The organism is Sphaerospermopsis sp. LEGE 00249, assembly GCF_014299995.1.
Taxonomy (GTDB): Bacteria; Cyanobacteriota; Cyanobacteriia; order Cyanobacteriales; family Nostocaceae; genus Sphaerospermopsis; species Sphaerospermopsis kisseleviana.
In genome coordinates, this window is record NZ_JACJUZ010000002.1 from 26,639 (window position 1) to 41,292 (window position 14,654).

The 14,654-nt window shown below is 33.4% G+C and carries 16 protein-coding genes; 13 read left to right on the forward strand and 3 right to left on the reverse strand.

Features of this window, described 5'->3' with window-relative positions:
* Window positions 1-327: 327 nt before the first annotated feature.
* Both H5968_RS01140 and H5968_RS01145 read right to left on the reverse strand, forming a co-directional pair.
* Window positions 328-741, reverse strand: coding sequence for a putative toxin-antitoxin system toxin component, PIN family (locus H5968_RS01140; protein ID WP_187038469.1), 414 nt, complete (start codon window positions 739-741; stop codon window positions 328-330).
* 7 nt (window positions 742-748) lie between these two features.
* Complete coding sequence (locus H5968_RS01145) at window positions 749-997, reverse strand: type II toxin-antitoxin system Phd/YefM family antitoxin (RefSeq protein WP_187038470.1); 249 nt, start codon at window positions 995-997, stop codon at window positions 749-751.
* Between the two features lie 666 nt (window positions 998-1,663).
* Between H5968_RS01145 and H5968_RS01150 the strand changes: the two genes are divergently transcribed.
* The 9 genes from H5968_RS01150 (at window position 1,664) to H5968_RS01190 (ending at window position 9,139) form a co-directional block, all read left to right on the forward strand.
* Window positions 1,664-2,395 (forward strand): hypothetical protein, encoded by a 732-nt coding sequence (locus tag H5968_RS01150; RefSeq protein WP_187038471.1) that lies wholly within the window; start codon window positions 1,664-1,666, stop codon window positions 2,393-2,395.
* A 69-nt stretch (window positions 2,396-2,464) separates the two neighbouring features.
* A complete protein-coding gene (locus H5968_RS01155; RefSeq protein WP_187038472.1) occupies window positions 2,465-3,022 on the forward strand; it encodes a LemA family protein in 558 nt (185 codons plus the stop codon).
* Window positions 3,023-3,059: 37 nt separating this feature from the next.
* Window positions 3,060-4,307: a DUF3137 domain-containing protein gene (locus tag H5968_RS01160; protein WP_222620515.1), complete on the forward strand. Its 1,248-nt coding sequence runs from the start codon at window positions 3,060-3,062 to the stop codon at window positions 4,305-4,307.
* Between the two features lie 15 nt (window positions 4,308-4,322).
* Window positions 4,323-5,060: a hypothetical protein gene (locus tag H5968_RS01165; RefSeq protein ID WP_187038473.1), complete on the forward strand. Its 738-nt coding sequence runs from the start codon at window positions 4,323-4,325 to the stop codon at window positions 5,058-5,060.
* Window positions 5,061-5,121: 61 nt separating this feature from the next.
* On the forward strand, window positions 5,122-5,388 hold the full coding sequence (locus tag H5968_RS01170; protein ID WP_187038474.1) for a hypothetical protein: 267 nt from the start codon (window positions 5,122-5,124) through the stop codon (window positions 5,386-5,388).
* A 154-nt stretch (window positions 5,389-5,542) separates the two neighbouring features.
* Complete coding sequence (locus H5968_RS01175; RefSeq protein ID WP_187038475.1) at window positions 5,543-6,643, forward strand: ankyrin repeat domain-containing protein; 1,101 nt, start codon at window positions 5,543-5,545, stop codon at window positions 6,641-6,643.
* Window positions 6,644-6,741: 98 nt separating this feature from the next.
* Window positions 6,742-7,230 carry a hypothetical protein gene (locus H5968_RS01180; protein WP_187038476.1) on the forward strand — a complete coding sequence of 163 codons (489 nt, stop codon included), beginning with the start codon at window positions 6,742-6,744 and terminating at the stop codon, window positions 7,228-7,230.
* 38 nt (window positions 7,231-7,268) lie between these two features.
* Window positions 7,269-7,793 carry a hypothetical protein gene (locus tag H5968_RS01185; RefSeq protein WP_187038477.1) on the forward strand — a complete coding sequence of 175 codons (525 nt, stop codon included), beginning with the start codon at window positions 7,269-7,271 and terminating at the stop codon, window positions 7,791-7,793.
* Between the two features lie 308 nt (window positions 7,794-8,101).
* Window positions 8,102-9,139 (forward strand): CsgG/HfaB family protein, encoded by a 1,038-nt coding sequence (locus H5968_RS01190; RefSeq protein WP_187038478.1) that lies wholly within the window; start codon window positions 8,102-8,104, stop codon window positions 9,137-9,139.
* 254 nt (window positions 9,140-9,393) lie between these two features.
* On the opposite strand, the gene H5968_RS01195 is transcribed toward H5968_RS01190, so the two are convergent.
* Window positions 9,394-9,594, reverse strand: coding sequence for a hypothetical protein (locus H5968_RS01195; RefSeq protein ID WP_222620516.1), 201 nt, complete (start codon window positions 9,592-9,594; stop codon window positions 9,394-9,396).
* 311 nt (window positions 9,595-9,905) lie between these two features.
* Here H5968_RS01195 and H5968_RS01200 point away from each other — a divergent pair, with 311 nt between their 5' ends.
* The 4 genes from H5968_RS01200 (at window position 9,906) to H5968_RS01215 (ending at window position 14,503) form a co-directional block, all read left to right on the forward strand.
* The gene (locus H5968_RS01200; protein WP_255427005.1) at window positions 9,906-10,580 is read left to right on the forward strand and encodes a sigma-70 family RNA polymerase sigma factor; all 675 of its coding nucleotides are present in this window, start codon (window positions 9,906-9,908) and stop codon (window positions 10,578-10,580) included.
* The gene (locus tag H5968_RS01205) at window positions 10,573-11,511 is read left to right on the forward strand and encodes a DUF1822 family protein (RefSeq protein ID WP_187038480.1); all 939 of its coding nucleotides are present in this window, start codon (window positions 10,573-10,575) and stop codon (window positions 11,509-11,511) included. Before H5968_RS01200 ends, H5968_RS01205 begins: the two co-directional genes overlap by 8 nt.
* A 12-nt stretch (window positions 11,512-11,523) precedes the next feature.
* Window positions 11,524-13,770 (forward strand): CHAT domain-containing protein, encoded by a 2,247-nt coding sequence (locus tag H5968_RS01210; protein ID WP_187038481.1) that lies wholly within the window; start codon window positions 11,524-11,526, stop codon window positions 13,768-13,770.
* A 121-nt stretch (window positions 13,771-13,891) separates the two neighbouring features.
* Window positions 13,892-14,503, forward strand: coding sequence for a CPBP family intramembrane glutamic endopeptidase (locus H5968_RS01215; RefSeq protein ID WP_187038482.1), 612 nt, complete (start codon window positions 13,892-13,894; stop codon window positions 14,501-14,503).
* Window positions 14,504-14,654 lie beyond the last annotated feature (151 nt).

Consider the following 14,654-nt stretch of genomic DNA (forward strand, 5'->3'; position numbering starts at 1 on the left):
ATTTATTGAGTTTGAAACGCTCTACAAGGAAAAGTAGCATCCCAATTTTGTAAAAACACACCTTGGCTATTAAGCTGTTGTGTATTTAATTTGCATAAGTTTAACAGGCAAGACTTGTACTGAGCGGTTAGTGAGCGCAGTCGAACTATGTCGAAGTATGCCTGTTCCACAAGAGCTAAGAATATTAGGATTATAAAATTTAGCTGCGTAACAGCTTAGAAATTGCGGCTATACAAAACAAACCAATTTCGCCTACACTGACTAACAACTCAATTAGATAACTTTGGACTGTGTAGTATTGCATTTCAGTAGTTTTAATACCAAAAACTACTTTGATCTCGTTATTTCATCCCAAAAAGTACGTGGATTGATAACAGGAATATTTTCAATTGGATGTAAGATCAGCAAATCAGCATCTCCAGTAATAAGATGTGAAGCATCACCATTTAAAGCCAATTCGATAAATTTATCATCCTTGGTATCTCGACATAATTTCACCTGCTTTAAAATTTCCACAGGAAACCATGTAGTTTTAATACGGATAGACAACCCATCAATGTCATCAGAATCAATATATTTAGCAAATTTCGATCGTCTCAGAACAGACAAAAGTTCTGTTAAAGTAGCGGCAGAATATAAAATAATTCCATTGTCTTCTCCCCAGTTTAAAACCTGTGCCGAAACAGACTTAGGAAACAAAATAGCAGTAACTAAAACGTTAGTATCAAGGACTAGACGCATAAATCTACTAATCTTCAGTTAAAAGCTTCTTTAATTTATCCTCAGTTAAACCACGTTCTTGAGCTTTACGTCCGATATTTTCTCTAAATTGTTGAAATTCTTGAATATTAATCCGAGTTATGCGTTGATATTCTTCAATAGACATAATAACCGCAACATCACGATTTTGCTGACGGATAGTTACAGGTTCATGTTGCACTTTATCAATGACTGCGGCAAAAGCTTGATTAACTTCTATATCTGAAACAAATTGCATAATTTCACCTCATTTGTTTTTATTATAGACAAATTTTCTATCACATCTTACCTGAGTCAGTATCTATCGCATTTATTGAGTAATTATTTTTCATATATATTTTATGAATTAGTCCGTATTATACACAGTTGTGAATTTTTCTACACAGTTGCAAAAAATCATAAATTACTTAGTATGCTGTATGAGTAGGTAATATTTATCAATGTCGTATTTATTACATGAAGTAATATGAACTAATTGTAGTATGATGTATGGTGGGGTGTTATTAAAGAGCAATAGTAAAGCACTGCTGCAAGCAGTTCGCTCCTAGTTCAATTTATTGAAGTTAATGTTTTTTGTATAAAAATCATAGATTTAAACAATCTATGAATCTAATATAAGCCCATATTTGCTAAATTTGACTGAAATAAATAACTTGCTGTTATTTGTTAGTGAAATAATGTGGTGCGATCGCTTTATTTGGCTTTACTTAGTTCTACTTAGGAGATACTGAATAAACCTAAAACCCATATGAATCAAAGATTAGAGGTATTTAAAAAAAATTTCCTCACTATTTGCAACACAGGGTGAATCTAATCCGTATATAAATTGTAGGCGATATCAAAAGTCTCTGTTTAGTTCAATGCATTGTCACTTATAAAACATTACTTTCCACTGCCTAACAGTATGTCAAATTCCATACCGCCAGAAAATCAAAATCCTGATGAACTAACTGATAGAGATGATTTTGATTCTACCTCAGTAGTTAATTCTCTTACATCCCAATCCAAAAACCCACAGTTAGTAGTAGAAACAGGTAAAACTGCTGTTTTAGATGTTTGGAGTGCGTTAAAACTAATTTGGAATGATCCAAATAACGGACTGCAAACGGCAATTAACAGTTTAGGAGATAGTAGAATTTTATATGCGGGAATTGCACTTTGTATTCTATTTGTTTTAGCTGCTTGGATGGCAGTATCAAAAACCATAGAATCCCTTGCACCATTGTTTTCTTTCGGGGGTTTATTTGGTACAAGTTATAAGACCGAGTTAAGTTTTTCAGAACACTTGCGAGTTATTTTAGCTGCCACAATTCCCGTGTTAGGGATGATAGCAGTTTTGTGGATCACCCGCAAAATATTTAAAGGATCTGGTAATTATCAACAATTCATATTTGTTACAGGTTGTTGTTTTGCCCCTATTACCTTTTTTCTGTTCATGTTGTGGTTATTAGGTAGTAATGCAGCAGAATTAATGGCTTTAATTTCGGTATTTTGCTGGACTACATTTGTTTTATTTTTGAATACAGCACTCATAGGGGTACTGGGTTTATCTTCTCGCAATGCACTATTGCTAGTACCGATAGTTTTAGTGTCTGATTTTTTCATCACTAGAGTTGGTTTAGATATTTTGTATTGAAACCAGTTCGAGAATAATTAGCAAACTGTTTCAGTTTGTTGTTATCAATATTTTCATCAGGAGTTTATCATGGGTCAGACATTTGTTTTTCTATTAGCAATACTGGGACTATTGGGATATTTTGTATCCAAAATTTACAATCAAATCAACAGACTTAATTCCAGAGTTGAGAGAAACTTTTCTGGAATAGATACACAATTATCCAGAAGACACGGTGTTATTAAAAAGTTGGTTAGTAGTGTTAATGCAGAACAAAAAAGCATTATTAATCAGTTTGAAGCATTGACTAATTTAGTAGAAAAAGCTAATTTACAACGGGGAAATCAACAGGCTTTTCTTGATACAGAAAACCAGATATCAAGAATGTGGAATCAAATATTGAACTTACCACAACTCCAAAGCATACGCGGGTTTCAAGACTTTAATAAACAAATTGCTGAACTAGAAGAAGAAATTGCAGCAGCTAGAAGAACATATAACGATAGTGTTGAAAGATTTAATACTTATTTAGTGAGTTTTCCCACTGGATTTATTGCACAACTTCTTTTCAAACAATTTCAACAAAAGGCTTATTTCCAAGCAACTGCTGACGAAAGACAAGATTCTGATGTAAATTTTAATGTTTAGTTTGTTGTATAGGGAATGAAGTTGAGGTAGATAGGATATGAGTGAAAAACTGAGTCAAAAACATAGTTATGCAGTTGAGAGCTTATTTACTGGTAATGATTTTAATACCAGACTGATGGAAGTTGAAAAAGCTAGACAGGAAAAGATTAAAAATCAGCTAATTTTTGGGGGATTAATTTTAACTGCACGGATTGTCATTGGTATTTTGGGTTGCAGTATTTTGACTTTCATAATCCTCTTTTTTGTAGATTCAGGATTTTCTTATATTCTAGCTTCTCTAATAAGTTCAGGTGTTATTTATGGGCTAATGCTTGGTATTAATTTGGCTAAAAATCGCATTGATTTTTTTATCAGAAAATATAACAATCTATTGTTTTATCTTCGTAAAGATGCAATTGAAGGCTTTGTAAAAATCATTTTTCCTGATGCAGAACAGATAATATTTGAACCTCAAATTTCATCTAAGAATCAGATGCAACCAATATTAGCTAATTTGTTTTACAATAAACTTTATAAATACACGGAAAAAAATACCCTTGCCTTTACAATTGATAAAAGACCTTTTTACATAGCAGATGTAGAACCTGTATATATACTTAATTCCCAGAAAGAGGCTACAGAGATTGATAAATTTGTTGATAGATATGATAGGAGAATTGTTTGTTATTTCAAAGGTATTGTTTATCAAATGGAATATGAAAAGGAAAATCTTAATAGTGACTTTTTAACAGTTATGATTCCTAAAAAAGCTGCACCTAGTCCCACCAAAAAAATCAGAGAAGACAGGAAAACAATGACAGTTAGTAAAGATTATCCTAGACTAGAACTTTTGAGTAGGGATAAACGCAGTCCAGAAAGATTTATGCAGCGAGGTTGTGAGGAATACAGTGTAGAAAATATGGAAATAGAAGACAAATTTTATGTTTTTACAAATAATGAAAATGCTTCCAGAAAATTACTATCCTATCGGTTTATGGAAAAAATTGTAGAAATGATATCACCCAAAAAAGAAGAAATATCTCAACCAAAAGTAGTACAATTTCTTTTAGGTAATCAGGAAAATACTCCTAATTTTTGGATGCAATTTATCAATATTACTCGTCAAAATAATAAACCATTACAGAAACTTGCAGTTGTAACTACAAATAAGAATTTGACTTTTTTTGAAGTTACAGGAGAAAAATCTTGCAAATTAGATAACTTTTTACATAACTTTCAAGAACTGGAAAACATATTAAGTTCAATAATTACAGCATTAAATGTAGTACCAACTGCTGGAAATTGATATGGAGTTATAACTATGGATTTGAATCTTCAAAATATTAATCTCTATATCTCAGAATCTGACGTGGTAAGAATTATCATGAATCAGCGTCTTCAGCAATTAAAATTGCAAGAACCCGAATTAAAATTAGTCTTTCCCCGTGGAACAATCGCTTTTATTTGGTTGTTTATGATTCTAGCATCGTTTACTATGTTGGGAATTTCCGTAATTAGTTTTTATCTCAATTTAATAGTGATATCAAAAGTATATTATGATTTTGGTGTTTTTATAGTATGTTTAGTATTGATACCTTTAATAAATTCCTGGAGGAAATATGTACAAAACACAAAGAAACATAAAAATTATTTGCATTTTTCAAAAACAGAAGCTATTAATATAGTAGAAATAGAAAACTATTTTTCCGATCAGAAAAACAATTTTATCAAAACATATCAGGAGTATGTAAACTATGTGCATCAAAAGATAGAGAATGTACGAAAAAGTCAGCATCTTAGTTCAACAACAGTAGATGAAGTTGGAAGTTTACAAAATCGAATTTCTCAAGCTGTTGATAGACTAGAAACACTAAAAAATGATTACTTTGCACGGTTAGATAATGTAGAATTAGAATTAAAAAATAAGCTGATTGACCATATAAGTGATCCGGAAATGGAGGTAGTAATAGAGTCGCAAATTTTAGTAGAAAGATTAGAGGAGGAGGTAGAGGCTATTAATTATTATTTACAAGCTGTGGATGAAATGGCTTGGAAATAATATTATAATATTGCTGCTAGAGTTTATCTGAATTTAGTAACAAAAAATGAGGTAAAAAATTATGGGTTGTTTGGCAATTTTCTTGAATTTATTATTTCCTGGTCTGGGAACTCTGTTGTTTACTAACAAGAGAGTTGAAGGATTTATTCAGTTGGTTTTAGCTATTATTAACGACCTGCTGATTTTGGTAACGCTAGGATTTTGGCTTGTTATTGGTTTGTTAATTCATATCGGACTTTTTGCCTGGGCCTTAGCATCTACCATTAGTTTTATGAGTGAACGAGCAGCGAAAAAAGCGATTCAAGAAGAACGGGAACGTGAAGGTTAATTTATCGGAATTTTACCCCATCGCATTCTAATCTAGCAAGAATTTAATATCACCTTTGGCATTTACAAACAACAAAAGGCAGATTAATTATTGAAATATTTTGATATTTTTGTGCTATTGCCTGTCGTCATAAGATTATAAAAAGGAGAAAATAATGAAGAAATTGACTGGATACTTCCTCATACTATCATTGTTAGCTAGTTGTGGAAAAAGCCCAGAACAAGCAAGAAAAGACCTATTTGCAATGGGTTTACAATTTGATAAAAATGTTTTTTACCAAGTCACATATAAATGCGATATCCTACCGATTGATGACTTTCTGATAGGAGGAATGGAACCAGGATATGGTTTATTGGGAGCATCTGAAGGAGGTTGTGTTCAAATTGTTAAGAAGTTAGTTAGCAAAACTAAAGATAAATATTACTTAGCCCATGCTCTTCATGCTACTGTAGATCAAGAGCCTCAACCTCAATACACAGAAATTATTAAGATTTTACTTAATGCAGGAGTAGACCCTAACATTAGTATTGAAAATAAACAATCTTATCTTACTGTTGCAGCAGAGCGAAATAATCTGGAAGTAGTGGAATTATTAATTAATAAAGGAGCTAATCCTCAAGATATTGATGGTATAAACTCCTCAGCTTTAGTTGCTGCTACTTATAAGAGCGAAGAAATCACAAAAATTTTACTCGATAAAGGTGCAAACCCTAGTTCTGTGGGATGTGGTGACAACCATTGCACAGCTTTATCGCAAGCTGTTTTATCAGGAAATCAAGCGACTGTGAAGTTGTTATTAGATAAGGGAGCAGTGGCTAAAGATGGTAAAGATGGGAACTCTCTGTCATTAGAACAAGCAGTATATATATCTAATCCAGACCTGATCAAATTATTAGTCAATGCAGGGGCTGATCCCAATCAAAAAGGTTCTTGGAATCATTCTTTACTTGTCGGTGTGGTCAAAAGATATGACATGAATCTACCAACTCTCAAAGCTCTTTTGGAAGCAGGAGCAAAACCTAATGAGGGAGATGGTAATTCTTTGGCTTTGTCTGAGGTAGTACGATATAAGCAAAATGCTGAAGCAGCAGAACTTTTATTAAAACATGGTGCTAATCCGAATACAATTTCATCGGTTTTTATCAATACACCTAGAACTGTATTGGATGAGGCTTCAAGTGAAATGGCTGTAATTTTAAAGAAGTATGGAGCAGTTTCTGGTAATCAGCTTAATACATCAAAACCACAAAATTAGCTTGGTTACAATTTTAGCAGAAGTGTAGAATGCTCAAAAAAACCATAGAAATTGCCAAATTTTCAAATTATCCAAATAGTCAATACAAAGGCTAGTATATGCGGCTTAATCAAATAATTGCTACCGGGTTAATTTTTACCAATATTATGCTCTTGTTTTCATCATCAGCACAAGCACAAAATAGAAAACCATCTGTTGAATGTAATACTGCTTTACAACGCGCAAAAAAACAAATTCAAAAAAATAGAAAGGTCAAAGTTGTTTATACAAGTCAAGAAAATATTTCTCAACATTACAAACATGACAAAAACTATCCTAAAAATCGTCCATTTTCCTATGGTTTTGGTTTAAGAGGTCCTGCTACACAATCTGTCTTAAATTCTGATAAGTTCTTAACTAGAATTGCCAAAGACATTATAGATAATTGCTCATCAATTAGTATAGTTGACTTTGGAGAATATCAAACTGATCATGTTGAAAGTTACGGCTTATTAGAAAATAATGACGTTGGGCGCTTTAAATGTATTTTAGAGAGTGACCCAAGAGCAAGAAAAAAACTTGATTGGGGATACGTGGTTTGCATTTAGATAACAGATAATAGCTAACAAAAATTATTGGAGAAAAAATGAAAAACTTGTTTATTAGTTTCACAATCACAACTGCATTAATTACATCAATATCACCCTTAGCATTTGCATCACCCAAACCAGAATCTAAACTTCCTTCAGGTGCTTATTATACACAAGGAACTATGTTTAATAACTCTAGGAGAGAGATTTTAAATCGTAATGGAAAAATTTGCATCAAAATAGTTGACGGACCACCTAATAACTATCGTGGACGAGAAGAAATTATGATTAGTAGCGTATCAAATCGAGGAGGTCAACTTTACATTGATGGGAACAATCAGGAAATCCAGGTAATGAATGTTAGAGAATTACCAGAGTATGAATTTTTAAGCAAATATTCTACTGTTTTAGCTGCATTTAGTGATAATACTGGTGCTTCCAGTGGTTGGGGATTATTAGCAGGAAATAACTCTGATTCTCGCACTACTCCAGCCCAAAATAAGAGAATGCAGGAATGTATAAATACTAAAGGTAATTATGTCCGTAAAATCAAAGGTAGAATGCTGCAAGGACAATTTTAGATAATTACTTTGGATTACCAGCGTTTTTGGCTCGACCTGTACAGGAGTCAGGAGGAAGTTGTCACAATCTTGAAATTTTTTTACCTTTTTGCAACACCGAGTGAATCTGGTTCGTATATAGATTGTAAACAGTATTTAGTATTTACATCTAGTTCAGCAATTTACTTTATCACTCATCAAACATTCATTTCACAAGAATTGGAAATTATGCTTAATACAGTGAAAATTGATTGATTTTTCAAGATTACAACCAGGGTTTTACAACTGACCTGACTATTGCTCTATATTCGCTTAACAAGGATAAATAGATGAATCAAATTCGTTGCTGTAGAAATACGACTTTAGTGTTTAGCTTATATTTGCCCGTGATTACCTCATGTTTAATTCTCAGTTCAGGAATTTTTGAGGGTAAACAGGCTAATGCAAATGAAATACCAAAAATTGCCCAAAGTAATAATTCCTCAAGAAACTTTAGATTGGCAAGTAAAGAAAAAGTGAGAATTGCCGTTCTTGATTTTGATTTCAGCAGTGTTAGCAACCCTAATCTGTTATCTATTTTACAAGGAGGAAGCAAGGGTGTAAGTGATATCCTAGTCAACAGATTAGTCAAAGATGGTAATTTTTCTGTCATTGAACGCAGTCAAATAGACGCAATTTTGAGGGAACAAAATTTCGGTGATTCTGGACGAGTTGATGCTGGTACTGCGGCTCAAATTGGTAAGATTTTAGGTGTAGAAGCAGTTATAATTGGCTCAGTAACTCAATTTGACCTTCAGCAACGGCAGTCTGGAGGAGGATTTTTAGGATTCGGAGCAGCATCTACTGATACAGATGCTTACGTCAAATTGAATATCCGGGTAGTGAATACTACTACATCAGAAATATTATTTGTTGCCGAAGGTAATGGTAATGATAGTCAGTCAGATACTCAAGTTAGAGTTGGTCCATTTGGTGGAGGTTCAGTAACAGTTAATGAAAGTAAGTTATTAACAAAGGCAACAGAGAAAGCCATCGATCAAGTCGTTACGGAATTAAATAATAAATCAACAGATTTAGCATCTTTGCCAAAATCTTTACCAAGTGTCACCGCTACCGTAGCTGATGCCACAGGAAATACTGTGATTTTAAACAAAGGCAAATCAGATGGTTATCGAGTGGGAATGAAGTTATCAATTGAAAGGGTAACAAAACAAGTTAAAGACCCCACTACAGGTAAAGTTATTCGCAATGTTACTCAACCAATTGGCATAATTGAATTAGTTGAGGTAGATGGTACATCTAGTGTTGGCAAAATTATTGGTGGTGGAAAATTTAAAGTCGGAGATATTGCTAAACCGACTCAATAAATATCTGAAGGACGGAACATCGTTACGTATTGATGACTACCTCAGTGAATAGACAGGATCAGACTCCAAATTAGTTTGTAGGGGTAATTCATGTAGCTTGCTTCCCGAAGGGTATTACCCCTACTTTCGGTCTTTTTCGCGTAGGTCCTGAATAATGTTGAAAATGCGATGATAGTAATGTATAAGAGGCGATCGCTTTTTGGTTGGTTGAATCAACAAAACCCAATATCAATCCAGATTATTATTTAGGGAGATTATTCATTCATAATTGTTTCCAAAATTTCTGGTGTCAAGTCTCTAGAAACTGCTCTATCGCTAATTTCATCCATCAATTTACCAAGAAAATCAACTTCCTCATTCAGATCCTCTCGTAAAAATAAACTAACCAGCGTTACCAAAGATTGCTTTTTCCGTTCTGTTGCTTTTTGATAAGCTTGAGCAACGTTAGGACTCACTTTGATTGTAATTTATTCACTAATCTGCATAATCAAGACTTGTTGATAGTATTTAGGACTTACGCAAGATTGGACTAAAAACCTGATTCTCGTCTAGGGGTAATTCATGAATCACCCCTACTTTTGGTCTGTTTGGCGTAAGTTCTATTTATACTATTATATCGGATCAGCGCGATCGCCCTCCAAAAAACCATAAAAACCATAAATAAATATAAACAAATATTTGCAACAGGAGTTAACTATTCTTCGTATAAATAATAGTAGAGATTATTCTATACTTAATGATGCTCTTACTAAAATGTCATAAGTATATGGATGATCTAAACCTCCACCTGCAAATCCTCGTCAAGGAAGCTTGCAAGTATTCCAAAGACACCCGCCAGCACCGTCAAGCAATCAACGGTTTACTGCGATCGCTTCTCAAATCAGGACGTATTTGGAGGCCATCAGCAGGGAATGACAACAACGAGGATATTTATGAAGAAGCATTACAAAAAACTCTGGTTGATTTATCTAGTAAAACATTATGTGAGAAGTATGATCCAGATCGGGGATTATTTCTACACTGGTTTAACAGGTGTCTAATAAATAAGTACAGAGATGAAATAAGAACAGTCAACGGTTATAAAAATCGCATACAGTCTGTCTTACAAAATGATGAAATATCTATTGATCCATTAGAGCAAAGAGTTTCTCCCATAGATGCGACTTTACTCATTGCAACTTGGGAATCATTTAAGCAATGGATTATAGAAGATCCTGATAATGTTCTTAAAGATTGTCACATCAGAGATAACCCAAAAGCTAACTGTCAATTATTTGCTGAACTGAACCGTATCCAAGGAAAAAAATGGCAAGAAATAGCTGATGAAGTTGGATCACCGCAGGGTTCGCTGAGATCCCATTGGAATAGAAAATGTGAACCATTACTGCAAAAATGGTTAGCAGAAAATCAAAAATTATTTGGAGAAGAAAACAATGAATGATAAACTAAATAAACTAAATGTATTACATGATTTAGCTATTACCTTTCCCATTACTGCATCCTTTCGCCACCAAGCTAGAACTTATGCAGCACAATATTTTACACCAAATATACAACAAAGAATTTATTTGAATACCTTGGCTGTATTTGTTGCTGATGCTTATTTTCAGATACTTGGTTTTAAGACTAATCTGAATCGGACAGAAAGATGGGATGTCATTCAACGTTTATGGAGTGAAGCTAATGAATTAGAATTATTAGGATTAGGTAATTTAGAATGTTGTGTCATTAAAAAAGAACAAAAAGAAATAATTTTACCATCTGATATTGTTAGTAATATTGTTAGGCATAACATCGGCTATTTATTTATAGAAATTGCTGATTCAGAAAAAGAAGCCGTATTGCTGGGTTTTTTACCTGGTTTTGATACTAAACATGAAGAATTACAAATAACAGATTTACAATCTATGGATGCTCTGATTGATTATTTATCTGAGAAAGAAACATCTTTACTAGTGGAAACAGCAGAAAATGATGAGATATCCCTAGAATTTACAGAAAAAAAAATTACTTATTTAAGAAATTGGTTGAATAATATTTATGAGGGAGATTGGCAACCTGCAACGCGGAATCTGAGAAATGCTATCTGCAATAAAAATATCTCCCTAGCAGGACAAATATTTAAAATGCAGCTTTCCGTTTCCCAACCCAGTGAGGAATTAGTTAATGTTATAGTCACTATTCAAAGTGAAAATACTTTTTTACCTATGGGTATGCAAGTGAGTGTACCAGATGAATCACATACACATACAGAAACAGTAAATAAATCTGGTGATTTGATATCTATACCCCTAGAATTATCTCCAGGTGAAGAATTTTGGGTAGAATTGCGGATAGGAGAAAGTTTTATTAGAGAATATTTCATTGCTTAAAAAGGAGTGTTTATGACTTGGAAAATCTCCTTTAAAATTGGTGGTAGGGTGCAAATCAATAATTCTGAAGTTTTACCTGTCACTCTTGCTATTTATGATCAATATGGACAAATAGAAGAACTGGTTTCTTTTCTTTCTCCTCTCCCAAAATCTTTATCAAATAAGTTTAAAGATTGGCAAGATTATATTGGTTTACAAGGCGATCGCAAAGTTGTTAAAAACCAGGAAAATCGCACTTTTGGGGTCATTAATCTCACAGAATTAGCTAATTCTTTGAAAGCAGAATTAAACCAATGGTTAGGTAGGGATGGTTGGGTTGATGAAAATGGACAACCAGATCCTCGTGTAAGTTTGGTTTTGGAACAATTTAGGGAGAAAATAAGTCAAAAAGATGAAGTTCAAATTATTGTTCAAACAGAAGATAGACAATTACGGGGACTTCCTTGGCAAGAATGGGACACTTTAGCAGGGTATACTAGCAATGGGGTAGAAGTTGCCATTAGTGCGACTAATTTTAAACGGTTGACACAAAAACAAACAGCACAATTAAAAGCAACTGCTCGGATATTGGTAGTATTTGGTGATGAAAAACTTAATTTTGCAGAAGAAATCAGTTTTATTAAAAGTTTGCGGCGACATGGTGGCGATCCTCATATCCTCAGACAACCTACACGCAAACAGTTAGAAGAGAATTTACAAGATAGTCAAGGTTGGCACATTTTCTTTTTTGCTGGCCATAGTGAAAGCGATCGCAATGGACGTATTGGTAGGATTCAAATTAATCCCGCCGATGGGGAAGAAGGCATTATTGAAATTGCCAAGTTAAGAGATTTGTTAACAGGTGCAATTCAGAAAAAATTACAAATAGCTATCTTTAATTCCTGCGATGGTTTGGGATTAGCAAATCAATTAACTGAGCTATCTTTGCCTTATTGTATTGTCATGCGCGAAAGAGTTGAATCTGCCGTAGCTAGAGAATTATTAAGGTATTTTTTAGAGGCATTTGTACAAGATCGCTCTTTATTTGCGGCAATGAATTATGCCCGTCAACAGTTACAAAAAAAATTTGAACCTGGTAAAAGTTGGCTACCTGTAATTGTTGCTAACCCCTTAGCTAAAGAAGTAACTTGGAATCGTTTATTTTCTGAAAGAAGGTTATCTTGGCAATGGGAAATGGTTTTGGCAATAATAGCGATCGCTATGCTAATTTGTCTACCTGTGGGCATATTCACCGAGTTTAATGGACGGGAAACTTTAACACTTTACGCTCAACTTTACCCCCATATTATCATTTATCCTTCCCTGTTTCTTTGGATGTCTTTATTTGCAGCTTATAGAGTGCATTGTATGATTCGGGTACAAACTCGCTCTTTTTTAATTTTAACATTGGTGACAATTTTTATTACTTTGGGGGCATTGTTTTTCGAGATTAATAGCGATCGCATGATGTTTTTAGAATTTAATTCCCAAGCGATGACAACAATTAAATCTGAGAAACTAAAAACACTGTATTTAGATTGGGAAACTTCAGAATCACAGATCAAAAGTATTCCCCAAAACCTTTTTAATATTAATCAAGCTTTTGACAAACAAGGCAATTTAATTATCAAAAAATCCGCATTAGAATCAGCCATTAAACGACTAAAAAAAAGTAATAATAAAAAAGGATTTCAAGGACTTTTAAGAATTGCCACATCCTATCAAGTTTGGCAACAAAATCATCAATATTTTTCCCTAAGTAGATCGTTTTACATTCTCAATTTTCTCAGTATTGTTGCTTGTGGTGTTCAACTTGTAGCACTGGTGTCAAATATTCTTTTTGCTCCAGATTCCATCTTTAATAAAAATAAATACCTCACTTATCTGATTATTTGTGAGTTAGGTATTCTCCTATGGTTGCCTTTTCAAAGCTATAGTATAGAACATACCAAAAGTCTCTTATTTTCCTCTGATTTCCGAGGTACTCTAGCTGGAATTAATGTGATTACTTATGCGATTATTGCCATTTTATTTTTCACTACTATTAGCAGTATATACAAAAGTGCTACCCAAAAATATCAGCCTATTTTATTGTCATTTTTATTAGGTAGTTTAGGTTTTACTGTATTAAGTAGTATTTTTGGTGTTTCTATTATTGATCACTTGTTTGGGATGAATAGCACCAATCCTTTAACTCCTTGGTTTGCAAGTATCGTGTTTTTTGCTCCTTTATTTTTCTTGCTTGTAAGTTGGATTGATTTGCGAGTAGGTGATGATTAAATATCAGATCCCTGACTTCTTTTATTTATTGTGTCCAAAAATTATAAATTGCTATCAGAAGTCGGGGATCTGGGTATGAACAAGTGCTATAGCTGAATACTTACTGATGTGGTGATTAAATATGGAAAATCAGCAACTTTATCAAGAACGACAAAAAGTAATTTTGATTGTATTTTTGACATACATTCTGCCAGTTTTACTTGTATTTTTAGAAGTAATTCCTTTTTCCTGGCGGTTTTATGTGCTAATTTTTGCCGCTATAGTCGTAGTAGCGATCGCCTATTTATACCAATTTTCTCCTGTAGAATTAGGATTTACAAATCATAACTTAAAAAAATCTTTGACAGCGATCTCTTTACCAACATTAATCTTGACTGGGTTCATGTTTATTTATTATTTAACTCATGGATCACGGTTAGATAACTCAGCATATCAATGGCTATTTTACCTTTTCTTTGTGGGTGTATCTTCTCCCATCCAAGAGTTTTTATATCGGGGGTTTTTATTTGCTATTTTTAAGAGAGAAAAATTTGCAACTTGGGTACAAATTGTATTCTCTACCTTACTTTACAGTTTTATACATCTGATTTATAAAGATATACCGACGCTGGTATTTACATTAATTATAGGTATAATTTGGGGCTGGAACTACGCAAAGTTTCGTAATTTATATAGTATCATTATTAGTCATTCTTTACTGGGAGCGATCGCTATTCTGCTGGGTTTAGTATAGGTGAGGACTTACGCAAAACAGAACGAAAGTAAGCGTGCCAAAATTTCATAAGGACTTTCAACTCTGTTCCCTGCTATTATAAAAATAAGATTTATGAACGTCCTTAGATCACTTTCTCTCAATCACCTGCGAAAATAAATCCAGGATAAAA

What these genes read in the sequence shown, in the direction of transcription:
- H5968_RS01215 (WP_187038482.1), top strand. Translation starts at nt 13,892, where the DNA reads ATGGAAAATCAGCAACTTTATCAAGAACGACAAAAAGTAATTTTGATT.
- H5968_RS01145 (WP_187038470.1), bottom strand. Translation starts at nt 997, where the DNA reads ATGCAATTTGTTTCAGATATAGAAGTTAATCAAGCTTTTGCCGCAGTC.
- H5968_RS01140 (WP_187038469.1), bottom strand. Translation starts at nt 741, where the DNA reads ATGCGTCTAGTCCTTGATACTAACGTTTTAGTTACTGCTATTTTGTTT.
- H5968_RS01210 (WP_187038481.1), top strand. Translation starts at nt 11,524, where the DNA reads ATGACTTGGAAAATCTCCTTTAAAATTGGTGGTAGGGTGCAAATCAAT.
- H5968_RS01205 (WP_187038480.1), top strand. Translation starts at nt 10,573, where the DNA reads ATGAATGATAAACTAAATAAACTAAATGTATTACATGATTTAGCTATT.
- H5968_RS01180 (WP_187038476.1), top strand. Translation starts at nt 6,742, where the DNA reads ATGCGGCTTAATCAAATAATTGCTACCGGGTTAATTTTTACCAATATT.
- H5968_RS01160 (WP_222620515.1), top strand. Translation starts at nt 3,060, where the DNA reads ATGAGTGAAAAACTGAGTCAAAAACATAGTTATGCAGTTGAGAGCTTA.
- H5968_RS01170 (WP_187038474.1), top strand. Translation starts at nt 5,122, where the DNA reads ATGGGTTGTTTGGCAATTTTCTTGAATTTATTATTTCCTGGTCTGGGA.
- H5968_RS01185 (WP_187038477.1), top strand. Translation starts at nt 7,269, where the DNA reads ATGAAAAACTTGTTTATTAGTTTCACAATCACAACTGCATTAATTACA.
- H5968_RS01165 (WP_187038473.1), top strand. Translation starts at nt 4,323, where the DNA reads ATGGATTTGAATCTTCAAAATATTAATCTCTATATCTCAGAATCTGAC.
- H5968_RS01190 (WP_187038478.1), top strand. Translation starts at nt 8,102, where the DNA reads ATGAATCAAATTCGTTGCTGTAGAAATACGACTTTAGTGTTTAGCTTA.
- H5968_RS01150 (WP_187038471.1), top strand. Translation starts at nt 1,664, where the DNA reads ATGTCAAATTCCATACCGCCAGAAAATCAAAATCCTGATGAACTAACT.
- H5968_RS01175 (WP_187038475.1), top strand. Translation starts at nt 5,543, where the DNA reads ATGAAGAAATTGACTGGATACTTCCTCATACTATCATTGTTAGCTAGT.
- H5968_RS01155 (WP_187038472.1), top strand. Translation starts at nt 2,465, where the DNA reads ATGGGTCAGACATTTGTTTTTCTATTAGCAATACTGGGACTATTGGGA.
- H5968_RS01200 (WP_255427005.1), top strand. Translation starts at nt 9,906, where the DNA reads ATGGATGATCTAAACCTCCACCTGCAAATCCTCGTCAAGGAAGCTTGC.